The organism is Lysobacter sp. 1R34A, from assembly GCF_051217035.1.
Lineage (GTDB): Bacteria > Pseudomonadota > Gammaproteobacteria > Xanthomonadales > Xanthomonadaceae > Lysobacter.
This window is the reverse complement of record NZ_JBPKJP010000004.1, coordinates 78,279-101,101: the sequence shown is the minus strand read 5'-3', so window position 1 is coordinate 101,101 and position 22,823 is coordinate 78,279. Positions and strand designations below refer to the sequence as shown.

Annotated in this window: 20 protein-coding genes, 3 tRNA genes and 1 pseudogene; 16 read left to right on the top strand and 8 right to left on the bottom strand. The window is 68.2% G+C overall.

Translation table 11 applies throughout. The features are described 5' to 3' along the window. Positions 1-19 precede the first annotated feature (19 nt). Entirely contained in the window at positions 20-547 is a 528-nt protein-coding gene (folK, locus tag ACSAMQ_RS02980) for a 2-amino-4-hydroxy-6-hydroxymethyldihydropteridine diphosphokinase (protein WP_435394214.1), read from the bottom strand. A gap of 111 nt (positions 548-658) precedes the next feature. Continuing rightward, positions 659-1,978, bottom strand: a pseudogene (gene pcnB, locus ACSAMQ_RS02975) (polynucleotide adenylyltransferase PcnB); the annotation flags it as partial. A 165-nt stretch (positions 1,979-2,143) separates the two neighbouring features. Between pcnB and ACSAMQ_RS02970 the strand changes: the two are divergent. The 3 genes from ACSAMQ_RS02970 to ACSAMQ_RS02960 all read left to right on the top strand — a co-directional run bounded on the left by ACSAMQ_RS02970 (position 2,144) and on the right by ACSAMQ_RS02960 (position 3,632). Next, a tRNA-Glu gene (locus ACSAMQ_RS02970) sits at positions 2,144-2,219 on the top strand. A 192-nt stretch (positions 2,220-2,411) separates the two neighbouring features. Continuing rightward, entirely contained in the window at positions 2,412-2,735 is a 324-nt protein-coding gene (gene fdxA, locus ACSAMQ_RS02965; RefSeq protein WP_435394213.1) for a ferredoxin FdxA, read from the top strand. Between the two features lie 204 nt (positions 2,736-2,939). After that, positions 2,940-3,632, top strand: coding sequence for a hypothetical protein (locus ACSAMQ_RS02960; protein WP_435394212.1), 693 nt, complete (start codon positions 2,940-2,942; stop codon positions 3,630-3,632). Between the two features lie 86 nt (positions 3,633-3,718). Here the strand turns inward: ACSAMQ_RS02960 and ACSAMQ_RS02955 are convergent, their stop codons facing one another. Both ACSAMQ_RS02955 and dapA read right to left on the bottom strand, forming a co-directional pair. Continuing rightward, positions 3,719-4,252, bottom strand: a complete 534-nt coding sequence (locus ACSAMQ_RS02955) for a hypothetical protein (RefSeq protein ID WP_223619413.1) — start codon at positions 4,250-4,252, stop codon at positions 3,719-3,721. Between the two features lie 19 nt (positions 4,253-4,271). Continuing rightward, the gene (dapA, locus tag ACSAMQ_RS02950; protein ID WP_435394211.1) at positions 4,272-5,177 is read right to left on the bottom strand and encodes a 4-hydroxy-tetrahydrodipicolinate synthase; all 906 of its coding nucleotides are present in this window, start codon (positions 5,175-5,177) and stop codon (positions 4,272-4,274) included. A gap of 227 nt (positions 5,178-5,404) precedes the next feature. On the opposite strand from dapA, the gene ACSAMQ_RS02945 reads away from it, so the two are divergent. The 3 genes from ACSAMQ_RS02945 (at position 5,405) to ACSAMQ_RS02935 (ending at position 8,074) form a co-directional block, all read left to right on the top strand. Beyond that, a complete protein-coding gene (locus ACSAMQ_RS02945) occupies positions 5,405-5,965 on the top strand; it encodes a glycine cleavage system protein R (protein ID WP_435394210.1) in 561 nt (186 codons plus the stop codon). Positions 5,966-5,967: 2 nt separating this feature from the next. After that, complete coding sequence (locus ACSAMQ_RS02940) at positions 5,968-6,453, top strand: peroxiredoxin (protein ID WP_435394209.1); 486 nt, start codon at positions 5,968-5,970, stop codon at positions 6,451-6,453. Between the two features lie 223 nt (positions 6,454-6,676). Next, entirely contained in the window at positions 6,677-8,074 is a 1,398-nt protein-coding gene (locus tag ACSAMQ_RS02935; protein WP_435394208.1) for a PhoH family protein, read from the top strand. Positions 8,075-8,160: 86 nt separating this feature from the next. Here ACSAMQ_RS02935 and ACSAMQ_RS02930 read toward each other — a convergent pair whose 3' ends face one another. Next, a complete protein-coding gene (locus tag ACSAMQ_RS02930) occupies positions 8,161-9,216 on the bottom strand; it encodes a hypothetical protein (protein ID WP_435394207.1) in 1,056 nt (351 codons plus the stop codon). A 327-nt stretch (positions 9,217-9,543) separates the two neighbouring features. Here ACSAMQ_RS02930 and ACSAMQ_RS02925 point away from each other — a divergent pair, with 327 nt between their 5' ends. The 10 genes from ACSAMQ_RS02925 (at position 9,544) to ACSAMQ_RS02880 (ending at position 21,587) form a co-directional block, all read left to right on the top strand. Next, a complete protein-coding gene (locus tag ACSAMQ_RS02925) occupies positions 9,544-9,921 on the top strand; it encodes a helix-turn-helix transcriptional regulator (RefSeq protein WP_435394206.1) in 378 nt (125 codons plus the stop codon). Positions 9,922-10,036: 115 nt separating this feature from the next. Beyond that, entirely contained in the window at positions 10,037-10,846 is an 810-nt protein-coding gene (gene thiD / locus ACSAMQ_RS02920; protein WP_435394205.1) for a bifunctional hydroxymethylpyrimidine kinase/phosphomethylpyrimidine kinase, read from the top strand. After that, the gene (locus ACSAMQ_RS02915) at positions 10,839-11,699 is read left to right on the top strand and encodes an alpha/beta hydrolase family protein (RefSeq protein WP_435394204.1); all 861 of its coding nucleotides are present in this window, start codon (positions 10,839-10,841) and stop codon (positions 11,697-11,699) included. Before thiD ends, ACSAMQ_RS02915 begins: the two co-directional genes overlap by 8 nt. Before the next feature lie 264 nt (positions 11,700-11,963). Then, on the top strand, positions 11,964-12,722 hold the full coding sequence (locus tag ACSAMQ_RS02910; RefSeq protein ID WP_435394203.1) for a TorF family putative porin: 759 nt from the start codon (positions 11,964-11,966) through the stop codon (positions 12,720-12,722). 14 nt (positions 12,723-12,736) lie between these two features. Beyond that, positions 12,737-12,829, top strand: coding sequence for a potassium-transporting ATPase subunit F (locus ACSAMQ_RS02905; protein ID WP_435394202.1), 93 nt, complete (start codon positions 12,737-12,739; stop codon positions 12,827-12,829). Positions 12,830-12,961: 132 nt separating this feature from the next. Continuing rightward, the gene (gene kdpA / locus ACSAMQ_RS02900) at positions 12,962-14,704 is read left to right on the top strand and encodes a potassium-transporting ATPase subunit KdpA (RefSeq protein ID WP_435394201.1); all 1,743 of its coding nucleotides are present in this window, start codon (positions 12,962-12,964) and stop codon (positions 14,702-14,704) included. 11 nt (positions 14,705-14,715) lie between these two features. Continuing rightward, positions 14,716-16,776, top strand: a complete 2,061-nt coding sequence (gene kdpB / locus ACSAMQ_RS02895; protein WP_435394200.1) for a potassium-transporting ATPase subunit KdpB — start codon at positions 14,716-14,718, stop codon at positions 16,774-16,776. An 88-nt stretch (positions 16,777-16,864) separates the two neighbouring features. Continuing rightward, on the top strand, positions 16,865-17,464 hold the full coding sequence (gene kdpC / locus ACSAMQ_RS02890; RefSeq protein ID WP_435394199.1) for a potassium-transporting ATPase subunit KdpC: 600 nt from the start codon (positions 16,865-16,867) through the stop codon (positions 17,462-17,464). 665 nt (positions 17,465-18,129) lie between these two features. Then, positions 18,130-20,868 (top strand): ATP-binding protein, encoded by a 2,739-nt coding sequence (locus ACSAMQ_RS02885; protein ID WP_435394198.1) that lies wholly within the window; start codon positions 18,130-18,132, stop codon positions 20,866-20,868. Further along, entirely contained in the window at positions 20,865-21,587 is a 723-nt protein-coding gene (locus ACSAMQ_RS02880; protein WP_435394197.1) for a response regulator, read from the top strand. The genes ACSAMQ_RS02885 and ACSAMQ_RS02880 overlap by 4 nt, the downstream gene beginning before the upstream one ends. A 591-nt stretch (positions 21,588-22,178) precedes the next feature. On the opposite strand, the gene ACSAMQ_RS02875 is transcribed toward ACSAMQ_RS02880, so the two are convergent. From ACSAMQ_RS02875 to csrA, 3 genes are all read right to left on the bottom strand, one after another. After that, a tRNA-Arg gene (locus ACSAMQ_RS02875) sits at positions 22,179-22,255 on the bottom strand. Positions 22,256-22,380: 125 nt separating this feature from the next. After that, positions 22,381-22,473: transfer RNA gene (locus ACSAMQ_RS02870), tRNA-Ser, on the bottom strand. Between the two features lie 66 nt (positions 22,474-22,539). Beyond that, the gene (gene csrA / locus ACSAMQ_RS02865) at positions 22,540-22,743 is read right to left on the bottom strand and encodes a carbon storage regulator CsrA (RefSeq protein ID WP_031371770.1); all 204 of its coding nucleotides are present in this window, start codon (positions 22,741-22,743) and stop codon (positions 22,540-22,542) included. Positions 22,744-22,823: the final 80 nt, after the last annotated feature.

Here is a 22,823-nt window from a genome sequence, read left to right as displayed (position 1 = left end):
CATGCGCGCTTCGCGGCGGTCAATTATCGACCGGATCGAGCCGGCGGATCGCGCCGGTATCGACGCCCTGCAAGGCCTCGCGCGCCGGCCCGCGCCGCGCGATCACCGCCTCCGGCGCGATTTCGAGCAAGGGCACCAGGGCGAACGCGCGCTCGTGCAGATGCGGATGCGGCACGTGCAGGCCGGGTTCGTCGATCACCGCCTCGCCGTACAGCAGCAGGTCGAGGTCGAGGGTGCGCGGGCCCCAGCGGTCGCTGCCGTCGGCGCGGCGCGCGCGTCCGGCCTCGCGTTCGATCGCTAACATCGCCGCGAGCAGTTCCTGCGCGCTCAGGCTGGTTTCGAGCATGGCCACGGCGTTGACGAAATCGGGTTGCTCGGTGACGCCCCAGGCCGGCGTGCGGTAGAGGCTGGACAGGCGCAGCAGGCGGGTGTGCGGCGCGGAGCCGAGCGCGCGCGCGGCGGCGCGCAGGACTTCGGCGCTGTCGCCGAGGTTGCTGCCGAGGCCGACGAAAGCGAGCGTCGGCGAGGCGGATCCGGTCTGGGTCATGCTCAGGCCATCGCAGTTCGAGGTCGCCGGACGCTGCGCGACCGGGCGGTCTCATGGAACATTGTCGTCGTAGCGTCGTCGGGCCTGCCGTCAGAGGCAGGCCCGTTGCGGTCACTCCGACGCGGCCGGCGCGCCGCGACGGCGGCGACGGCGCTTGCGCGGGGCGCGATCGTCGCCGCCCTCGCCGCCCTCTTCCTCGTCCAGGGGCGCATGCGCCTCCTGGTGCGCGAGCAGTTCGCCCGGGTGCTGCTGCGCCTCGCGCCAGAATTCGACGTCGGCGGTGTGCTCGTCCGACGCGGCCATGCGCAACGACAAAAAGTCGAAGGCGGCGCGGAAACGCGGATGCGACAGCAGCCGGAACACGCGCTTGCGCTGGCGTTGCTGGAACCGCGACTGCAGCAGCCAGATCTCCTGCATCGGCAGCGAGAAGCGGCGCGGCAGGGCGATCGTCGACAACTGGTGCAGGGTGACCCGGTCGGCGGCGCGGCGCTGCGCTTCGGCGGTATGTACGCCCTGTGCCTGCAGGCCCATCAGGTCGCGGCAATACGCCGGCCACAGCAACAGCGCGAACAGGAACGCCGGCGACACCGGCTCGTCGTTGGCGACGCGCGCATCGGTGCCCTTCAGCCCTTCCAGCACCATCCGGCGCAGGGCGCCGCTGCGGTTGGACTTCAAGGCCGCGGCGCTTTCCGGCAACAGCGCCGGCAGCAAGCCGAAGCGCTCCAGGCCGAGGAAACTCTCGACCGCGTGGCCGGACAGGAACAGCTTGAGGCATTCCTCGAACAGCCGCGCCGGCGCGGCATCGGCCAGCAGCGGCGCCAGGTGCGGGATCGGCGCGGCGGTGGCCGCTTCGATCTCGAAACCGAGCTTGGCCGCCAGGCGCACCGCGCGCAGCATCCGCACCGGGTCTTCGCGATAACGCGTTTCCGGATCGCCGATCAGGCGCATCAGGCGGTTCTGCACGTCCTCGAAGCCGCCGACGTAGTCGCGCACCGAGAAGTCTTCGACCGCGTAGTACAGCGCGTTGGCGGTGAAGTCGCGGCGGACCGCGTCGTCCTCGATGCTGCCGTAGACGTTGTCGCGGACCAGGCGGCCGCCGGTGTCGGTCTCGCGGTCGCCGCTGCCGTCGTCGCTGTTGGCGCGGAAAGTGGCGACCTCGATGATCTCGCGGCCGTAGACCACGTGCGCCAGCCGGAACCGGCGCCCGATCAGGCGGCAGTTGCGGAACAGCCCCTTGACCTGCTCGGGGGTGGCGTCGGTGGCGACGTCGAAGTCCTTGGGGTGGCCGCCGACCAGGATGTCGCGCACGGCGCCGCCGACCAGGTAGGCGCCGAAGCCGCTGTCGCGCAGCCGATACAGCACGCGAAGCGCGTTCGGGCTGATCTCCTTGCGCGAGACATTGTGCTGGTCGCGCGGGATCACGCGCAGCGAGGTATGGAATGAAGAGTTGGCTTGCATCGAGCGGGCGTGCCGCCTTATAGGTTCGTAAGGTTCAACCGTTGCCCGTGGCAACGGCGGCGCATATACTAGCAGGCCGCATCGGGTTGAGAGTCCGTGCGGTCCGCCAGGAACCCGTTCCCGGCCGAGTTTCAACTTGCTCCCTTCGTCTAGAGGCCTAGGACGTGGCCCTCTCAAGGCTAAAACACGGGTTCGAATCCCGTAGGGAGCGCCAATACGCGACCAGGTCGCCAGAAGCCCGCGCAGCGATGCGCGGGCTTTTTCTTGGCGCCAGCCGCGTTACGGGGCCGGGCGGAAGCGCGATCCGCGCCAACGGCCAAGCCCCGCCTTGGGTCGTCGCGGCGCGAATGGCTACACTATCGCCGCCCGGCCTGTTCGCCCCGGACCATAGCTCAGGATTCCCGCCATGCCCTTCGTCGTCACCGAGAACTGCATCAAGTGCAAGTACACCGATTGCGTCGAGGTGTGCCCGGTCGACTGCTTCCATGAAGGCCCGAATTTCCTGGTGATCGATCCGGACGAGTGCATCGACTGCACCCTGTGCGAGCCGGAATGTCCGATCAACGCGATCTATCCCGAGGACGACGTGCCGGCCGGCCAGGAACCGTTCGTCGCGCTCAACGCCGAGTTGTCCAAGGCCTGGCCGGTGATCACCACCCGCAAGGACGGCCCGCCCGACGCCAAGGACTGGGAAAACAAGCCCGGCAAGCTCGACCTGCTCGAGCGCTGAGGCCGGGCCGGGTTGGCCCGCCGACCCGAATCATGGCGTAAAGACCTGGCTGGCTCGGCCCCGCCTCCGAGCGGCTGCCCTGCCTTGGCCATGGCCTTGGCGCTGCTCGGGCACGACCTGGACCGCCCCGCCCGCACCGGAGCCGCCTGGCATTCATCGGCGCGCACCTAGACTCGGCCGGTCACGGTTCGAATGAAACCCGCCATGCCGCATGCCCGTTTGCGCCTGAGCCTGCTCCTCGCGTTCTGCGCCGCACCGATCCTCGCCGGCGCCCAGCCGCGCACGCTCGCCCTCGCCCAGCTCGATCTGTCGCGGCTGGACCTGTCGCAGCTGGATTTATCCCAAATCGACCTGTCGCAAGTGGATCTGTCGCAGCTGGACCTCTCGCGCCTGGACCCGGGTGCGATCGCCGCCGGCGCCAGCGACACCCTGATGCGCGCGCCCGATGGCTCGATCGACGACCTGTTCCAGGCCCTGCACCAGGCCTCGCGCACCCCGCGCGATGCCGCGACCTTGTGCGCCTTGTTCGACCCGGCCGCCGACCGCAGCCCGCAGGCGCTCGCGGCCGCGGCGCAGACTCTCGGCGACGCCAGCCGCCAGAGCTTCGCCCAGGCCTTGCTCGGCATCGCCGCGACCGGCCTGCAGAACCCGCGCCAGCCTTACGACGCCGGCGCGGCGAAACAGACGCTGAAGTCCGCCGGCACCACCGCAATGCTGCTGCACGACGGCTTCATCGGCGCGCTCAATGCCGACGCCAGCGAACCCGGCGGACGCCAGGCCCGCTGCCAGGCCTTCGGCTGGCTGCTCGATGCGCTCAAGGACATGCCGCGTGCGCAACGCGCCTCGGCGATGCGCCTGATGTTGAACGAAGGCCTGACCCGCTGGTCGCCGCGTTGACGCGGCAACGCGGTCGCTCCGCTCCTGCATGCAAACGAAAACGGGCGCCATCGGCGCCCGTTTCGCTCACCCACTGCAGCCTTGGATCAACGGCCGCCGAGCGCTGCCTTGAGGCTGGCGATCAGCTTGGCCGGCGCCGCGCCGGTGGCCGGCAGGCCGCGCGGGTCGACCGCCGAGACGTAGGCGCCGGCTTCGACCGCGCTGATGCGGACCAGGAAGTTGCTGCCTTCGTAATTCACGTCGTAGGCGCCGAGCAGCTGGGCGCGGCTGGCGATGTTGAGGCCTTCGACCTTGCCGAGCGCGTCGCCGACCTGGTTGAACACCGCGTCGCGGTTGCCGCTGACGGTGAAGCCGTTGGCCGACGAGGCCGGGGTACCGGCGGCGGCCTGGGTCGGGCGCGAGGCGGCCAGGCCCGAGGCGGTCACCGAACCGCCCGGCACCGCCATGGCGCCGTCGGTGCGCGGCTGATCGAGGTCCGGCGGCACTTCCAGCGGGCGGTTCTCAGGCGTTTCGGCGTAGAGCTTGTTGCCCTTGCGGAACCAGCTGCAACCCGACGTGGCGACCATCGCCAGCAACAGACCGGCGACAACCGCGCGGGACAGAGAAACATTGGAACGCATGAGCATCTCCTACAGGGATTCAGGCCGCGAGGGTGTCGCGGCAGACGTGTTCGAGTTCGACGACGAGACCGGCGGTGCGCCGGGCGGCATCCTGATGGGCGGCCGAGAGCGACTGCAGGGGCAGGCGCAGACCATGGCCGATGCCCTGGGCGCTGAGCAAGGCCTTGACCGGAATCGGGTTGGGTTCGAGCGCGAGGAAATCGTAGGCCGGGCGCAGGCGCGCGTCCCAGGCCTCGGCTTCGGCGCCGCGGCCGGCGCGGGCCAGGTCGGCGAGGCGGCGGAACGCGGCCGGCAGCACGTTGGAGCCGACCGAGACGATGCCGTCGGCGCCGGCGAGCATGGCCCGGCAGGCGGTCGGGTCGTCGCCGCTGAGCACCGTGAAGCCCTCGCCCTTGAATGCCAGCAGGGCCTGCATTCGCTGCGGATCCGATACCGCTTCCTTGATGCCGACGATGCGCGGATGGCCGGCCAGCTCGGCCACGGTCTCCGGCAGCAGGTCGCCGCCGGTGCGGCCGGGCACGTTGTACAGCACCACCGGCAGGGCGCCGTCGTCGGCGATCGCACGATAGTGCGCGACCAGGCCGGCCTGGGTCGGGCGCACATAGGGCGGGGTCACGACCAACGCCGCGTCGGCGCCGAGGGCGGCCGCGCGGCGGGTCAGTTCGATGGTTTTGGCGGTATTGGACAGGCCGGTGCCGGCCAGGACCGAAACGCGGCCGGCGACGAATTCGACCGCCGCGCGCAGCAGGGCGTCGTATTCCGGGTCGTAGAGCGCGGCGGCCTCGCCGGTCGAACCGGCGACGACGACGGCCTGGGTGCCGCCTTCCAGCTGCATCGCCAGCAGCGTGTGCCAGGCGTCCAGGTCGATTTCGCCGGACGCGGTGAAAGGCGTCGCCAGCGCGGTGATGCTGCCGGAAAGTCGCAAGTGAAGACCTACTAAGTGGAGTTCGCGTCCGCAGCCGTGCTGTGGAGCGGTCGTGGGGCCATTATTCCAGCGGGCGGGCCGGTGCGGAAACGTGCGCCGGTGCAGCCACGCACGGGACGATGTTACTTGCGGCCCGAAAGCGCGGGCAAGTATGCTCCCTTCAGCCGCAGCCCGTCCGCGGGCCGCCGTTCATATCCGAGCATCACGCTCCCCTTGCAGGCGCCGCCTTGACCGATTCCGCTTCCCGGCCGTCGCCGAACGAAAACCACCTCCTGATCAACGCCTATACGACGCATCCGGAGTCGCCGCTGTTGTCGGTGACCCGCCGGATCGCCGACTCGGGCTGCAATCTCGTCGATGCGCGCCTGTCCACGGTCGGCCGCGACGTCTCGGTGACCGCGCTGGCGGTCGGTTCCTGGGACTCGGTCGCCAAGCTCGAGGCCATGCTCACGCGCCTGGAGCGCGAAGAAGGCCTGAAGCTGGTCTGGTACCGCACCGGCGCCAAGCAGGTGCAGTCCAACCTGCTGCCCTACATCGTCGAGGTGGTGGCCGCCGACAAGCCCGGCATCCTGTTCCAACTGGCCGACTTCTTCGACCGCCAGGGCATCACCATCGAAAGCCTGCACTGCTCGCGTTACCGCGCCATGCAGACCGGCGCCGACATGTTCTCGGCCCAGGTCACCATCGGCGTGCCCTCGAGCATGCACATCGCCGCCCTGCGCGACGATTTCCTCGAGTTCTGCGACCATCTGAACCTAGACGCCATCATGGACCCGATGAAGTTCTGACCATGCTCGATACCGGCGACCACGCTTACGGCAAGAAATCCCCCGACCTCGCCCTGGCCCTGTCCGGCGGCGAGACGGTCAAGCTCAAGGACTACGCCGGCCAATGGCTGGTGCTGTACTTCTACCCGAAGGACAGCACCCCGGGCTGCACCACCGAAGGCCTCGACTTCAACGCCCTGCTGCCGAAGTTCAAGAAACTCGGCGCGACCGTGCTCGGCGTGTCGCGCGACTCGATCAAGTCGCACCAGAATTTCTGCGCCAAACAGGGCTTCAAGTTCGAACTGGTCAGCGACGCCGACGAGTCGGTGTGCAACGCCTTCGGCGTGATCAAGGAAAAGAACCTCTACGGCCGCAAGTACATGGGCATCGAACGCAGCACCTTCCTGATCGACCCCAAGGGCGTCATCGCCCAGTCATGGCGACCGGTGAAAGTCGCAGGCCATGCCCAGGCCGTACTCGACGCACTCAAGGAACACGCCGCCCAGTGAGGCCCCTCGTCTCCACGCTCGCACGCCGTCCCGCCCCGCGGGCCACGGCGGCGCGGCCGTGCGCGCGCGCTGCCCGCTCGCGTTCGCCGCGCTTGTGCGACCCAGGCCCCGCCTCGGCGACGGCCGCTGACCGACACTCGCTCCAGCGCCTTCGCCGGCTGCGCCACCCCGTTCCGCCGTCGCAAACCAACGCATCGCCCATCATCTCCGACGAGACTTCCGAATGACCAGAAGCAAGCGGATCTACGTGCTCGACACCAACGTGCTCATGCACGACCCGACCGCGCTGTTCAAGTTCCAGGAACACGATGTCTACCTGCCGATGCAAGTCATCGAGGAGTTGGACAACGGCAAGAAAGGCACCTCCGAAGCCAGCCGCAACGCGCGCCAGGTCAGCCGCTTCCTCAACGAACTGATCCAGGCCGAAGGCACCGACAAGATCAGCACCGGCATCACCCTCAACCGCCCGCAAGGCCTGCAGCTGCGCGGCGCGCAGAGCATCGGCAAGCTGCGATTCCAGACCGGCTCCTTCGACGCCGGCAAGCGCTTCAGCGCGGTGATTCCGGACAACCAGATCCTCGGCGCGATCCTCGCCCTGCAAGAGCAGGAGCCCGGCGTGCCGGTGGTGTTCGTGTCCAAGGACATCAACCTGCGCATCAAGGCCTCGATCGCCGGCATCGTGTCGGAGGACTACGAGAACGACCGTGCGCTCGACGACTTCAGCCTGCTCTACACCGGCGCGACCGCTTTGCCGGACGACTTCTGGCAGCGCCACGGCCAGGACCTCAAGTCCTGGACCGAGAAAGGCCGCACCTATTACGAGATCAACCGCACCGAGAACGACGACTGGTACCCGAACCAGTTCCTCTACCTGCCCGGCGACGACGAGTCCGAGCTCAAGGTCACCAAGGTCGGCGAAGACCGCGTCCAGTTGCAGATCGTCGACGACTACCGCCACAACCAGCATGCGGTGTGGGGCATCATCGCGCGCAATCGCGAGCAGAACTTCGCCCTCAACGCGCTGATGGACCCGGAGATCGACTTCGTCACCCTGCTCGGCACGGCCGGCACCGGCAAGACCCTGCTGGCGCTCGCCGCCGGCCTGGCCCAGACCATGGACCAGCAGCGCTACCGCGAGATCATCATGACCCGCGCGACGGTCAGCGTCGGCGAGGACATCGGCTTCCTGCCCGGCACCGAGGAGGAAAAGATGACGCCTTGGATGGGCGCGCTGACCGACAACCTGGAAGTGCTGACCCACAACCAGGAAGGCGGCGCCTGGGGCCGCGCGGCGACCAACGACCTGCTCGCCTCTCGCATCAAGATCCGCTCGATGAACTTCATGCGCGGCCGCACCTTCCTGAGCCGCTGGCTGATCCTCGACGAAGCGCAGAACCTGACCCCGAAGCAGATGAAGACCCTGATCACCCGTGCCGGCCCCGGCACCAAGATCGTCTGCCTCGGCAACGTCGAACAGATCGACACGCCCTACTTGACCGAAACCACTTCGGGCCTGACCTACGCGGTCGACCGCTTCAAGGGTTGGGCCCACAGCGCCCACGTGACCCTGCGCCGCGGCGAGCGGTCGCGGTTGGCTGATTACGCGTCGGAAGTGCTGTAAGCCCAAGCGTGGGTTAATCGTCGTGTCCCGTAACGAACAAGCCGGCGCATGCGCCGGCTTGTTCGTTCATGCGGAAACGATGGGGCTCAGCTGCCCGGCACCCGGCAGCAAGTGGCGGTGGCCTTGTAGGCGATAGCGCTGAGGAGCGAGCCGACCAGATCGCACTTCCAGCCGACCAGCTTGCCGTTCACCACATTGGCATCCGATCCGCTGACCGTCAGCCCCAACGCGCCTGTGCACGACCCGCTGGTCGCGGTGTAGTTGGTCGGGCAATCGATAGTCCGGGTCTGCAGGCCGCCGAGTAGATCAAGCAAGCCGGTCTGCTGGGCGTACGTGCAGTCCAGCGCGGTCGCGGCGGGCTCCTTGTAGTAGCCAGTCACATCCATGACCACGTCTGTCTGGCCGATACTATAGACATTAAATTGCTTTTCGCAGCCGGGACGACAAAGCTTGATGTGGGCTTCGTTGGAGAACACGGTGCCGCCGCTCACATTGTAATTAAGAGTCGACGCCAAAGGCCTAGTCTCGCTGGAAGGATAAGCCGTGAGGAAGCCCGACTGCTGCGGATTCGACGACGCGATCTTGACCGTCAGCGCGGAGACATCCGCGGGTATGTTGCAGTTGGAGGCGTCGCCGCCTTGGAAGGTGAAGTCAGTGGCGGTGAAGCTGTTATAGCTACGCGTAGTGTTCGCCGCCAGCGGACCGCCAACGATGCGGGTATCGATGATCCGGCAGGGGGTCAGCGGCGTATAGACCAGTTCCGTACCTGGGGAACCGAATGAAGCCGTCGTGATGGCAGCAGTGGTCGTGTCCGGCGCGCCCTGCATGTCGACCGAGCCCGCCCCACCGAGCAAGGCATGGGTCATGTCGCGAAAACTATTCGCACTGGCCGCCCGTTCCAGATTGGCAATGTCGGCGTCCGCGAAAGTCGCCTGCATCCGCTCGCCCCAACCGCTGGCCGATTTCCCGTAAGTTTGATCCACGTACGGCTGCCAGCGCGACACGATGTCCCGACTCAGTTCGGCGCGCATGCCCTCCGGCGCCAGGCCGCTGTCGTAATTGACCGCCCAGTTGACCCCGAAGGCCGCCGCAGGCAGCCCGATCACCAGCAGCCCGACCAATAGTTTCCCTTTCGTAATCATCGTAACCGCCCTTCCTTCCAGTAGAGAGAGACGAGCGCCTTGCGGCGCGGCGAGGACACGGTGGCATCCCGATGCGGGGGAGGTGCGCTTGCGTGCCCTGCATGGATAGTGCATCGCGCCTTCCAACGGCAATGTCCGCTTTTGCTAACCGTCCACGTTGTACGCAGAAGCAGCCACGCCGAATCGGGCTTTGCACAACGGCCTTGTGACTGACTAAGCAATCCGCAAGCCTTGGGTTAGGGGAACTGCACTAATAGCGACCAGTTTCGCTGTCGTGTTAGCGAACACTCATGCAAGATGACCGCTAGTCTTCAGGGGAGACCGGAGATGTCGGCATTGCCCGAACGCATCAGACGCGCACGCGCCCTTTCGCGCACCTCGCAACTGGCCTTGGCCAACGCGGTCGGCGTGCAGCGCAGCGCCGTCGCCCAGTGGGAACGGACCGCCGGCAGCCACCCTTCGATGCATCACCTGCTGGCGATCGCCGAAGTGACCGGGGTCTGCCTGGAATGGCTCGGCACCGGACGCGGCCAGATCCGGCCCGACGACGGCGCCTGGACGCCGGCCTTGCGCCCTGCGGACTACGCCCAGGACGATATCGAGGAGGAATGCCTCAACGCCCTGCGCCGCTTGCCGTTCTCCCTGCGCAAGCAACTGGTCGCGACGATTTCGCTGATGGCGAAGGCTTCCGCCGACGGCAAGTGATAGCAGGCGCCGTGGCCGGCAGGCCGGATAAGATGGGGCCACTGTCAGCGCCCGCCGATCCAGCGCACCTCGGTCGAGATCGGCCGGCACGACGCCATTGCCTGCCCTTTATTCGATGATCCAGCGCCCCCTATCCGCCCTTACCATCGCCGGCTCCGACTCCGGCGGCGGCGCCGGCATCCAGGCCGATCTCAAGACGTTCGCCGCGCATCGCGTGCACGGGCTCAGCGCGCTGGCGGCCCTGACCGCCCAGCACACCCGCGGGGTGAGCGCGGTGCATGTGCCCGATACCGGCTTCCTGCGCGCGCAGATCGACGCCTGCTTCGAGGATTTCGAGGTGCGCGCGGTCAAGCTCGGCATGCTCGCCAACGCCGGTGCGATCCTTGCCGTCGCCGAGGCGCTCGAGCATTACCGCCCCGAGTACGTGGTGCTCGATCCGGTCATGGTCGCGACCTCCGGGGCGCGCCTGCTCGAAGCCTCGGCCCTGGACGCCATGCGCACGCGTCTGCTGCCGTTGGCGAGCCTGGTCACGCCGAACCTGCCGGAAGCGGAACTGCTGCTCGGCACCGCCATCGGCGATCTCGATGGCATGCGCGGCGCCCTCGACGGTCTGTCGGCGCTCGGCGCGCGCGCGGTGTTGCTCAAGGGCGGGCACCTGCCCGGCCAGGGCGATGTCGTCGATCTGTTCGCCGACGGCGGCGCGCAGGTACGCGAGATCGCCCATCCGCGCCTGCGGCTCAACGCCCATGGCACCGGCTGCACCCTGGCGTCGGCGGTCGCGGCGAATCTGTGTCTGGGGCGTTCGCTCGAGGAAGCCTGCGTCGCTGCGGCCGACTACGTGCACGCCGCGTTGCGCCTGGGCTATCGCCCGGGGCGCAGCGAAGTCCTGGTGCTCGACCACTTCGGCGCCGCGCCGCATGGCTGATCGTCACGAGCCGTCGGGGATGCCGCTGCGCGCCGGGGATGGCCACCGTTGGAATCTTTACGCGCGCGTCCCCTCCGAACCGAGCGCGAGCCTGCTGTGGCTGCCCGCGCTCGGTGTCGCCGCGCGCCATTACCTGCCCTTCGCCGAGGCCCTGGCGGCGCAAGGCATCGCCGTGTACCTGCACGAGTGGCGCGGCAACGGCAGCAGCAGCGTACGCGCCAGCCGCGCCAGCGATTGGGGCTATCGCGAGCTGCTGCTCGACGATCTGCCGGTCAGCGATGCCGCGGTCGCCGCGGCCCTGCCGGAAGTGCCGCGCATCATCGGCGGCCACAGCCTCGGCGGTCAGTTCGCCTGCATGCGCCTGGGCTTGGCGTCGCTGCATGACGATCCGGCCATGCCGACCTCGCTGTGGCTGGTCGCCAGCGGCGCGCCGTATTGGCGCACCTTCCCGATGCCGACCCGCATCGCGATGCCGCCGGTCTACCGCTTCCTGCCCTGGCTGGCACAAGTCAACGGCACCTTGCCCGGCCATCGCATCGGCTTCGGCGGCAACGAAGCGCGCAGCCTGATCCGCGATTGGGGCCGCACCGCCTTGAGCGGCCGTTACGCCGCGGCCGGCATCGACGCCGACCTCGAAGCGGGCATGGCGCAGGTCGCGGTCGACGCGCGCGCGGTCTCGATGGACGACGATTGGCTGGTGCCGCCGGGGTCGGTGCGTTATCTGCTGTCGAAGCTGCCGCGCGCTCACAGCGAAAACCTGCTGCTGGGAACGCGCGATCTCGGCACCCGCGCCGATCATTTTTCCTGGATGAAGCGGCCCGGCGCGGTGGTCAAGGCGCTGCTACGCCGATAAAACCCGCATGGGGCAGGAGCGGCGCACGCGGCGACCGCGGCAATAAAGCGCCGTCGTAGCCATGGTGTCGCCGTTGATGCGGCATCGCGGTCGCGGCCCACGCCGCCCCGACCCTTCAACACGGCCCACACAGCGATTTACGCCGGAGCCCCGAAGTTTTACGGCGAATTTACGCGGCGACGGCACCCGCGAAATAGCGGCTTTACGCCTGCGGTTCCGAGAATGGCGAGGTGGCCAGACAGGCCTCTTCATCCGGAATCCATCATGTCGTCGCACCACCTCTTTCGCAGCCGCGAAGCCGCCGTTCCGCTGGTCCTGGCCGTCTGCGCCGGCGTCGGCCTGCTCGCGCTCGGCACCCGGGCGCACGCCGCCGAACCAGGCGGCATCCAACTCAGCGGCTCGGCCGCGCTCGCCAGCGACTACGTCTGGCGCGGCAGCTCCCAGACCCAGGGCGATCCGGCCGTGCAAGCCGGCTTCAAGGCCGCCGCTGCCAACGGCCTCTATGGTTCGGTCTGGGGCTCGAACGTCGAGTTCGCCCCGCAGACTCATGCCAGCAGCGAATTCGACTTCACCCTCGGCTGGGCCGGCCAGGTCGCCGAGCATTGGGCGGTGGACGTCAACGTCCTGCACTACCGCTATCCGTCGACGACCACCGACCTCGACTGGACCGAGTTCAACGGCAGCGTGACCTACCGCGGCAATTACTGGCTGTCGCTGGGCTACTCGAACGAAGCACTCGGCAGCAAGCAACGCGGCCTGTATTCGCAGGTCGGCGCGCGCTTTCCGGTCAACGACGCGCTGCGCTTCGAAGCCGCGGCCGGTCATTACTTTCTCGACGACGTCTACGACCGCAGTTACAGCCACGGCCAGCTCAGCGCGATCTGGGCGGTCAAGGCCTCCGCTTCAAAAGCGAACGTCGAGTTGCGCCTGACCGCGCACGCCACCGATCGCAACGCCGAACGCATCTTCGGCGATTCGCTGGCCGGTTCGCGCATCGAAGCGGCCGTGCAGGCGTCCTTCTGACAGGAGTAGTGCTCATGCCCGCTTGGCTTTCCCTGTTGTGCGCGGTGTCGGTCCTGGTGGCCGGCGCTTACCTGCTCTACGTCGTGCTGCGCCCGGAAGACTTCTAGCCCGCGCCGACTTCGTGCGGGCCAGGACCGGTCCGCATCGCCTTCCTCAGCGCCCGGGCGGATTCGCCCGCGCGCGGTCCCCGCAGGCGCCGGATGCGCCGCGACGGACCCATCACCGCCCGGTGTTTCCCCATGATCGAAATCTTTCTCGTATTCGCGCTCGCGATCGGCCTGGGTTGGCCGCTCGGCCGCTACCTGGCGCGGGTCATGCGCGGCGACCGTTCGCGCCTGGACGCGCTGTTCGGGCCGCTGGAACGCGGCGTCTATCGTCTGCTCGGCGTCGACGCCGCGCGCGGCATGAGCTGGCGCGGCTATGCACTCGCGTTCGCCTTCAGCAACCTCGTGCTGGCGGTGTTGGTCTGGACGTTGTTCATGACCCAGGCGTGGCTGCCGCTCAATCCCGACGGCATCCCGAACCTGCGCTGGGACACCGCGCTGCACACGATGGTGTCGTTCCTCACCAACACCAACCAGCAGCACTACTCCGGCCAGGCGCAGCTGAGCTATCTCTCGCAGATGATCGGCATCGTCGGCCTGCAGGTGGTCACGCCGATGATGGGCCTGGCGATCGTGGTCGCGACCTTGCGCGGCCTGTTCGGCGGGCGCCAGGCGATGGGCGCGCACGCCGCGGCGCCGGCCGAGGGCGCGCCGCGCGATCTGGGCAACTACTGGGTCGACGTGACCCGCGCCACCGTGCGCTTCATGCTGCCGCTGTGCTTGGTCTGGGCGGTGCTGCTGACGTCGCAGGGCGTGCCTTCGACCTTGCAAGGAGCGGCCAGCGTCGCGCCGCTCGACCACAGCGCGGGGCTGAAGGATCAGAAAATACCTATGGGGCCGGTCGCGTCCATGGTCGCGGCCAAGCAGCTCGGCACCAACGGCGGCGGCTGGTACGGCCCGAACAGCGCGGTGCCGCTGGAGAACCCCACGCCGTTCGCCAACCTGCTGGAAACCCTGGCGCTGATCCTGATCCCGGTCGCGGTGACTTTCATGATCGGCCCGTTCACCGGCCGCCGGCGATTCACCGCTCTGGTGTTCGGCAGCATGCTGCTGATGTCGGTGATCTCCACCGGCCTGACCGTCGGTTCGGAAGCTTATTCGTCGAGCAGCGCCGACGTCGCCCTGATGGAAGGCAAGGAGACCCGTTTCGGCGCCGGCGATTCGGCGCTGTGGAGCGCGCTGACCACGCAGAGCAGCAACGGCTCGGTCAACGCCATGCACGACTCGCTGGCACCGCTGACCGGCGCGATGGCGATGGTCAACATGTTGATCAACGCGATCTGGGGCGGCATCGGTTGCGGCCTGCAGCAGTTCCTGGTCTATCTGCTGCTGTCGGTGTTCCTCGCCGGGCTGATGACCGGACGCACGCCGGAACTGTTCGGCCGCAAGATCGAAGCGCCGGAAGTGCGCTTGCTGGCCCTGCTGATCCTGCTGCAACCGCTGGTCGTGCTGGGCTTCAGTGCGATCGCCCTGGCGGTTCCGTCGATCACCGGCAACTCCAATCCGGGCTTCCATGGCATCAGCCAGGTGTTCTACGAGTACACCTCGGCCTACGCCAACAACGGCTCGGGCTTCGAGGGGCTCGGCGATGCGAGCTATTGGTGGAACCTGAGCTGTGCCGCCGTACTCGCCCTCGGCCGCTATCCTGCGCTGATCATTCCACTCGCGGTCGCCGGCCTGCTGTCGCGCAAACGCGTTGCGCCGGAAAGCGCCGGCACCCTGCACGCCGAAACGCCGACCTTCGCCCTGACCCTGATCGCGGTGATCGTGGTCCTGACCGTCCTGCAATTCATGCCCGCGCTGGTGCTCGGCCCCGTCGCCGATCACCTGACGCTGTCTGCCAGCGCCGCGCCGGCGCCGAGCAGCCCCGCTCTCTGAGGTAAGCCATCGTGACCGAACAAACCCATCTCGGAGTGCAGCGCCGCCATTCGGCGGTCGCCGGCCTCGACGCCGCCGGCGTACGCGCGGCCGTGCTCGAATCTTTCCTCAAACTGTCGCCGCGCCATGCCGTGCACAGCCCGATCATGGCCGTGGTGCTGCTCGGCACGGTCCTGTCGGGGCTGATCACGGTGTTCGTGCCCGGGCACCTCGGCTTCGGCGCCGCGGTCACCGCGATCCTGCTGGTGACGGTGTTGTTCGCCAACTTCGCCGAAGCCGTGGCCGAAGCGCGCGGCCGCGGCCAGGCGGCGTCCCTGCGCGCAGCGCGGCGGGACCTGGTCGCGCGCAAGCTCGACACCGTCGGCCATAACGAAACCCGCGTGCCGGCGTCGAGCTTGAAGCCCGGCGACCGGGTCATCGTTTCGGCCAACGAGCTGATCCCGGCCGACGGCGAAATCGTGCGCGGCCTGGCGACGATCAACGAGTCGGCGGTGACCGGCGAATCCGCGCCGGTGCTGCGCGAGGCCGGCACCGACCGCTCCGGCGTGATCGGCGGCACCAAGGTGCTGTCGGACGAGATCGTGATCGAAGTCAGCGCCGAACCCGGCCACAGCTTCCTCGACCGCATGATCGCCTTGGTCGAGGGCGCCAACCGGCAGAAGACGCCGAACGAGATCGCCCTGACCATGCTGCTCGCGGCGATGACCCTGACCTTTCTGATCGTGGTCGCGACCCTGCCGTTCTTCGCCGGCTTCGTCGGCGCCAAGCTCGACCCGCTATTGCTGATCGCGCTGCTCGTGTGCCTGATCCCGACCACCATCGGCGGCCTGTTGCCGGCGATCGGCATCGCCGGCATGAACCGCGCGCTGTCGGCGAACGTGCTGGCGAAATCCGGCAAGGCGGTCGAAATCGCCGGCGACGTCGACGTGCTGCTGCTCGACAAGACCGGCACCATCACCCACGGCGACCGCCAGGCGACCGCGTTCCATCCGCTCGCCGGCGTCGATCATGCGCAGTTGCGCGACGCCGCCCTGCTGTCCTCGCTCGCCGACCCCACGCCGGAAGGCAAGTCCATCGTGCGTCTGGCGCGCGAACTGCACAGCGCCGTGGCCGAGCCCGAGCGCGCCGACTACGTCCAGTTCACCGCGCAGACCCGCATGTCCGGCGTCGATCTGCCGGCCGAGGCCGCCGGCGGCGCACGTTCGATCCGCAAGGGCGCGGGCGATGCGATCTCCCAGCACGTGCGATCGCTCGGTGGCGAGGCGACCTCGGAACTCACCGCGCGCATCGAACAAGTGGCACGCGGCGGAGCTACTCCGCTGGTGGTGTCCGAAGGGCGCCACGTGCTTGGCGTGGTGGAGCTTTCCGACGTGGTCAAGCACGGCGTCAAGGAACGCTTCGCCCGCCTGCGCGCCATGGGCGTGCGCACGATCATGATCACCGGCGACAACCCGCTCACCGCCGCCGCGATCGCCGCCGAGGCCGGCGTCGACGACTACATCGCCGAGGCCCGGCCCGAGGACAAACTCGCGCGCATCCGTGCCGAGCAGGCCGGCGGCCGCCTGGTGGCGATGGTCGGAGACGGCACCAACGACGCACCGGCGCTGGCCCAGGCCGATGTCGGCCTGGCGATGAACTCCGGCACCCAGGCGGCGAAAGAGGCCGGCAACATGGTCGACCTGGATTCCGACCCGGCCAAGCTGTTGGCGGTGGTCGAGGTCGGCAAGCGACAGCTGATCACCCGCGGCGCGCTGACCACGTTCTCGCTCGCCAACGACGTATCCAAGTATTTCGCGATCCTGCCGGCCTTGTTCGCCGCGGCGATCCCGCAAATGGCCGCGCTCAACGTCATGCGTTTGTCGAACCCGAACAATGCCGTGCTGGCCGCCTTGATCTTCAACGCGATCATCATTCCTGCGCTGATCCCGCTCGCCCTCGCCGGCGTGCGCTTCAAGCCGGCGACCGCGGTCGCCCTGCTGCGCCGGAACATGCTGGTCTACGGGCTTGGCGGCGTGTTACTGCCGTTCGTGGCGATCAAACTCATCGACATGGCCTTGGTTGCGATCTTCTGAACCATCGCGCCACCACGGCCCTGCTCTCGCGGGAGCAGGGCCGCGCCGAGGGCCTCGCACGCCTCGCCGCCCACCACAGGACACCCACATGAACACCCATCCCATCCAGCCCGCCCAGATCGACGACCGTGTCCCGCTGCGCGCGCCGCTGCTGTTCGCCGCCGTCGCCCTGCTCGGCTTCGGCCTGCTTTATTCGCTGACCGCCACCCTGCTCGGAAGCCTGGCGTTTCCGTGGCAGGCGACCGGCAGCCTGGTCGAACGCGACGGCCGTGCGGTGGGCTCGGAGCTGATCGCCCAACCCTTCGCCGCCGACCGCTATTTCCAGCCCCGGCCCTCGGCCGCCAATTACGACCCGATGGCCGCCGCCGGCAGCAACCTCGCGCGCAGCAACCCGGACCTGCGCAAGCGCATCGCCGAGACTACCGCCGCCGTGGCCGAGCGCGAAGGCATCGCGCCGTCGCAGGTGCCGGCCGAACTGGCGACCCAATCCGGCGGCGGCCTCGATCCCCACCTGTCCCCGCGCGCCGTGCGGATCCAGGCCGCCCGTGTGGCGCGCGTTCGCGGCCTCGACAGCGCGCATGTCGAACGGCTGATCGCCGCCCATACCGAAGCCCCGCAGTTCGGTTTGCTTGGCGAGCCGAGAGTGAACGTACTCAAGCTCAACCTGGCCCTCGATGCGGCGCGCTGAGGCGACGCTGGTCGCCGCGGTTTCGCGGCGAGGCCGAATGCCCGCGGTCGCGGCTCGCGCCGCTCCTGCCCAAGAGCGGCGTCGTCGTTGAAGCGATCATTTGCTGTTGCTGTTGCCGTTGCCGTTGCCGTTGCCGTGCGTCGTTTCGCACTAGCGAAGGCAACAGAAGACCCGGAGGGCGGCCTGCACGGATGCAGGCCGTTTTTCATCGGGACAGGGAGGTCCCGTATGAAAAATCCCTGCGCATGCACCGCTCGCGCGGGCCCTTGATTCAAAGAAAAGTACTTTTCTTTGGTTACCTTTCTTTTGTTGCTTTAGACAAAAGAAAGTAACCCGCCGCTTTAGTGGCGGAAGCTTTGGGTTTGATCTTGATTTTGATCTATTGAACGAAAGAAGCGCCGCAAGACCGCCACAGCGATGTCGCGGCTTGCGCCGCTCCTACCCTGGCGAAAGCGCACCGCTTCGGCGAATGACGACAACCTCGCTATCTCTACGCGTCCAGCGTTCGCGACTCACGTCGCTCCTACAGGGGATAGCTTCGCACCAGGCCGATGCGGAAACCCCAGGGCGATAGCCTCGCGCACCGCGCCGATGCGCAAGCCCCACCCGCAAACCGCCACCCCCTCCCTACACCTCCCTCACCCACCCAGCGCACAATCCCCCTCATGACCGACCCGCGCAGCGCCCAAGCCGATGCCCTGATGGGCGAACTGCAACGCCAGGGCGCCGGGCGCCTGACGATCTTTCTCGGCGCAGCGCCCGGCGTCGGCAAAACCTATGCCATGCTCGGGCGGGCACGCGAGCTGCAGCGGCGCGGGGTCGATACGGTCGTCGCCATCGTCGAAACCCACGGCCGCGCCGAAACCGGCGCGCTGGTCGAAGGCCTCGAGGTGCTGCCGCGCAAGCGCCTGGATTATCAGGGACGTGCGCTCGACGAGATGGACCTCGATGCGGTGCTCGCGCGCAAGCCCGCGGTCGCGCTGGTCGACGAGCTCGCCCATCGCAATGCCCCGGGCAGCCGTCACCAGCGGCGCTGGCAGGACGTGCTGGAACTGCTCGACGCCGGCATCGACGTCTACACCACGATCAACATCCAGCACCTGGAAAGTCTCAACGACGTCATCCATCGGATCACCGGCGTGCGGGTCAGCGAGACCGTCCCGGATGCGCTGTTCGACCGCCTGCGCGACATCGTCCTGGTCGATCTGCCGCCGCGCGAGCTGATCGAGCGTCTGCAACAGGGCAAGGTCTATGTGCCCGAGCAGGCCGCGCATGCGCTGCAGGCGTTCTTCTCCCCCTCGAACCTGACCGCCTTGCGCGAGCTGGCGATGCAGACCGCCGCCGACCGGGTCGACAGCGATCTGCGCGAGGCCCAGGCTGCGCGCGGTCTGCCCGGGGTGCCGTTGCGGCGCGCGGTGATGGTGGCGATCGACGGCCTCGGCCAGTCCGAGTATCTGGTCCGCGTCGCGCGGCGCCTCGCCGAGCGCCGCGATGCTCCCTGGCTGGTCGTCACCGTGCAGACCGGCGCCTCGCCGGAGGAGGCGCGCCAGTCCGAACTCGACCGCGCCTTCGCCCTGGCCCGGCGGCTCGGCGGCGACACCGCGGTGTTGCACGGCAACAGCGTCGTCGACGCCCTGCTCGACCACGGCGAACGCGCCGGCGTGTCGACCATCGTGCTCGGCCGCACCCGCGAACGGCCGTTGGCGCGCATGGTCAACCGCACCCTGACCCAGCAACTGATCCAGCGCGGCGCGCATTACGAACTGACCATCGTCAGCACGCCGGAGGCGCGCGCCCGCGCCCGCCGTTCGCTGCGCCAGAGCGGCACCTTCCTGCGCAGCCTGCTGACCCGCAGCGACGCCGGCCTGGCCGTGGTCGCCGCGAGCGTCGCCACCGCGCTGGCCTGGGTCGCCGAGCGCTGGATCGGGCTGGGCGACCTGTCGCTGATCTTCATCGTTGCGGTGGTCGTGGTCGCCGCGCGCACCCGCATGACCGCGGCGGTGATCGCCTCGGTCCTGTGTTTCCTCGCCTACAACTTCTTCTTCATCGAGCCGCGCTTCACCCTGCTGATCGGCGCGCGCCAGGGCGTGGCGACGGTGCTGTTGTTCCTGGCCGCGGCGCTGGTCGCCGGGCGCCTGGCCTCGAAGCTGCGCATGCAGGTGCTCGCGCTGCGCGCCTCCAATGCGCATGCCACCGAACTGCAGACTCTGGGCCGCGAACTGGCGACCGCGGCCGACGTCGGCCAGGTGGTGCGCGCCGGCCGCGACGCGCTCAAGCGTTCGCTCGGCGCAGAGGCCTTCATCTACATAGGCGCGACCCCGATGCACGGCGAGCCACTGCCGGAGATGGGCGACAAGGACCGCGCCGCCGCCGACTGGAGCCTCAAGCATCGCCAACCCGCCGGGCGCTACACCGACACGCTGGCCGGCTCGGACTGGTGGCTGCTGCCGCTGCAGGGCAACGGCGCCGCCGACGCGCCGGCCGCGGGCGTGATCGGGCTGCGTTTTCCGCCGTCGTCGACCCGGCTGGGGCCCGAGCAACGCCGCCTGGCCGAAGCGATGACCGACGACGTCGCCCAGGCGGTGCTGCGCACGCGCCTGGTCGCCGATCTCGAGGACTCGCGCGTCAGCGGCGAGACCGAGCGCCTGCGTTCGGCCCTGCTGTCCTCGGTCTCGCACGACCTGCGCTCGCCGCTGGCCTCGATCATCGGCGCCGCCAGCAGCCTGGACAGCTATGCCGAGGCGATGCCGCGCGAAGACCGGCACAGCCTGCTCGAGACCATCCGCATCGAAGGCGAGCGCCTGGATCGCTACATCCAGAACCTGCTCGACATGACCCGGCTCGGCCATGGCGGGCTGGCGCTCAATCGCGACTGGATCGGCGTCGACGAGTTGATCGGCTCGGCGGTGACGCGGCTGCAGCGCTACGAGCCGCGGGCGCGCTTCGAGTTGCGCATCGAGCCCGGGCTGCGCCCGATCTGGGTGCATCCGGCGCTGGTCGAGCAGGCGCTGTTCAACGTGATCGAAAATGCGGTGAAGTTCTCGCCGCCGGACGCGGCGGTGACCATCGACGCGCGCCAGGTCGACGGCGAACCCGGCGCCGGCCCGGCGCGGGTGCTGCGCATCGACGTCAGCGACCGCGGCCCCGGCATCCCCGAAGACGAACGCGCGCGGATCTTCGACATGTTCTACAGCGTCGGCCGCGGCGATAGAGGCGGCGGCGAGCGCGGCCGCCAGGGCACCGGCCTGGGCCTGGCGATCTGCCAGGGCATGATCGGCGCGCATGGCGGCAACGTGGTCGCCCTGCCTGGTTTGGCCGACGAGCAGGGTCGTCGCGGCACCACGATCCGGATTACCCTGCCGCCCATCGAACCCATCGAACCCATCGCGCCCGCCGCCCCATGACCGAGGACCGCGTCCCGCCTTCCGCCACGACCCCGCCGGCGCGCGTGCTGGTGATCGACGACGAGCCGCAGATCCGCAAGTTCCTGGACATCGCGCTGCGCGCCCAGGGTTATGCGGTGGAGCTGGCCGACACCGGCGGCGCCGGCCTGGAGGCTCTCGCCACGCGCGGCGCCGACCTGGTCGTGCTCGACCTCGGCCTGCCCGATCGCGACGGCCACGACGTGCTGCGCGAACTGCGCCAGTGGTCGAGCGTGCCGGTGATCCTGCTCACCGTGCGCGCCGGCGAGGCCGAGAAGGTCGCCGCGCTCGACGGCGGCGCCAACGACTACGTGACCAAACCGTTCGGCGTACAGGAACTCATGGCGCGGATCCGCGCCCTGCTGCGCGCGCACGGCCCGCAAGGCGAGGCCCTGCCGGTGTTCGACGACGGCCGCCTGCACATCGACCTGGCCCGCCGCGAGGTGAGCCTGGACGGAGAAGCGGTGGTGTTGGCGCGCAAGGAATATGCCCTGCTGGCGATGCTGGTGCAGCACGCCGGCCGCGTGGTCACCCAGCCGCAGTTGCTGCGCGAACTGTGGGGCCCGACCCACCAGGAAGACACCCACTACCTGCGCATTTTGGTCGGCAAACTGCGCCACAAACTGGGCGACGACGCCGCCGCACCGCGCTACATCGCGACCGAACCCGGCGTGGGGCTGCGCTTCATCGAGAAGCGTTAAGTCGGACAGGCGTTCGTGCCTTCGTAGAAACGGCAGTTGTCGGCAATCCACCACCCCATCGCGCTCTAGGGATAGGAGCGGCGCGAGCCGCGACACCGACCCCTCAGTTGCGACACCAGCGCGGTGGTGCGGTCGCGGCCCATGACTGCAGGAGATCCCGTGAGCGACGTCTCGCCGGCGTGCCCGCAATCCACCACCCACCGTGCTCTAGGGATAGGAGCGGCGCGAGCCGCGACACCGACCTTGCAGTCGCTATGCCACGCGGTCGCGGCTTGCGCCGCTCCTACAAGACTGCGGCCGATCGCCGCGAGGTCATGGCAACGCTGTCGCGGCTTACACCGCTCTTACAAGGGGTGCAAAAGTTGCGGCGCGAGGTCGTGGCGGTGCGGTCGCGACTTGCGTCGCTCCCGCCCTGACGGGCTGCCGTCGGCCTCGACGCAAGATCGAGGCGGCGCTGTCGCGGCTTACGCCACTGCTATAAGGGGTCGCTCGCGCGCAACACAGCTAAGACCGCCATCGAAATGCATCGTCGGACAAAATTCGCGCGCAAAGAAAAACCCGGCAATCTCGCGATTGCCGGGTTTCTTTGTATGGCGCGCCCGGAAGGATTCGAACCTCCGACCCCCAAGTTCGTAGCCTGGTGCTCTATCCAGCTGAGCTACGGGCGCTGAGTTGAAAAATTATGACGGACGTTTTTCTGTTCGTCAACATTTTCTGTTTTGCTCTTTACCGCCTCATCGGCTGCGAAAACCCCGATAAATCGGTAAAGCCGCCGGAAGCGGCTCTTTGTAACTGGCGGAGAGTGAGGGATTCGAACCCTCGATAGAGCTTTTGACCCTATACTCCCTTAGCAGGGGAGCCCCTTCAGCCTCTCGGGCAACTCTCCGCATCACTTAAAGCGGTGCGGGCGGGAAGCATAACGGCTCACCCGATTCGCAGCAAACTTTTTTTATCAGCCGCCGGTGTTCTTGCCCGAGTCGTCCGACGCATCCTCGCCGCGCTGGATGCGCTGATAGATCTCTTCGCGATGGACTGCGACATCTTTGGGTGCGGTAATACCGATACGCACCTGGTTTCCCTTGACGCCGAGCACGGTGACAGTCACCGAGTCGCCGATCATCAGGGTTTCGCCGACGCGACGCGTCAGGATCAGCATTGAAAACCTCCTCGAGCCGGCACCGCAGCGCCGGCGTTGGCATTCTTTTCCATCAGGAAGAATGCTTCAATTTGTACACA

Bases quoted from the DNA above. Each gene is read 5' to 3' on its own strand.
- folK (WP_435394214.1), bottom strand. From the start codon at position 547: ATGACCCAGACCGGATCCGCCTCGCCGACGCTCGCTTTCGTCGGCCTC.
- fdxA (WP_435394213.1), top strand. From the start codon at position 2,412: ATGCCCTTCGTCGTCACCGAGAACTGCATCAAGTGCAAGTACACCGAT.
- ACSAMQ_RS02960 (WP_435394212.1), top strand. From the start codon at position 2,940: ATGCCGCATGCCCGTTTGCGCCTGAGCCTGCTCCTCGCGTTCTGCGCC.
- ACSAMQ_RS02955 (WP_223619413.1), bottom strand. From the start codon at position 4,252: ATGCGTTCCAATGTTTCTCTGTCCCGCGCGGTTGTCGCCGGTCTGTTG.
- ACSAMQ_RS02940 (WP_435394209.1), top strand. From the start codon at position 5,968: ATGCTCGATACCGGCGACCACGCTTACGGCAAGAAATCCCCCGACCTC.
- ACSAMQ_RS02935 (WP_435394208.1), top strand. From the start codon at position 6,677: ATGACCAGAAGCAAGCGGATCTACGTGCTCGACACCAACGTGCTCATG.
- ACSAMQ_RS02930 (WP_435394207.1), bottom strand. From the start codon at position 9,216: ATGATTACGAAAGGGAAACTATTGGTCGGGCTGCTGGTGATCGGGCTG.
- ACSAMQ_RS02925 (WP_435394206.1), top strand. From the start codon at position 9,544: ATGTCGGCATTGCCCGAACGCATCAGACGCGCACGCGCCCTTTCGCGC.
- thiD (WP_435394205.1), top strand. From the start codon at position 10,037: ATGATCCAGCGCCCCCTATCCGCCCTTACCATCGCCGGCTCCGACTCC.
- ACSAMQ_RS02915 (WP_435394204.1), top strand. From the start codon at position 10,839: ATGGCTGATCGTCACGAGCCGTCGGGGATGCCGCTGCGCGCCGGGGAT.
- ACSAMQ_RS02910 (WP_435394203.1), top strand. From the start codon at position 11,964: ATGTCGTCGCACCACCTCTTTCGCAGCCGCGAAGCCGCCGTTCCGCTG.
- ACSAMQ_RS02905 (WP_435394202.1), top strand. From the start codon at position 12,737: ATGCCCGCTTGGCTTTCCCTGTTGTGCGCGGTGTCGGTCCTGGTGGCC.
- kdpA (WP_435394201.1), top strand. From the start codon at position 12,962: ATGATCGAAATCTTTCTCGTATTCGCGCTCGCGATCGGCCTGGGTTGG.
- kdpC (WP_435394199.1), top strand. From the start codon at position 16,865: ATGAACACCCATCCCATCCAGCCCGCCCAGATCGACGACCGTGTCCCG.
- ACSAMQ_RS02885 (WP_435394198.1), top strand. From the start codon at position 18,130: ATGACCGACCCGCGCAGCGCCCAAGCCGATGCCCTGATGGGCGAACTG.
- ACSAMQ_RS02880 (WP_435394197.1), top strand. From the start codon at position 20,865: ATGACCGAGGACCGCGTCCCGCCTTCCGCCACGACCCCGCCGGCGCGC.
- csrA (WP_031371770.1), bottom strand. From the start codon at position 22,743: ATGCTGATCCTGACGCGTCGCGTCGGCGAAACCCTGATGATCGGCGAC.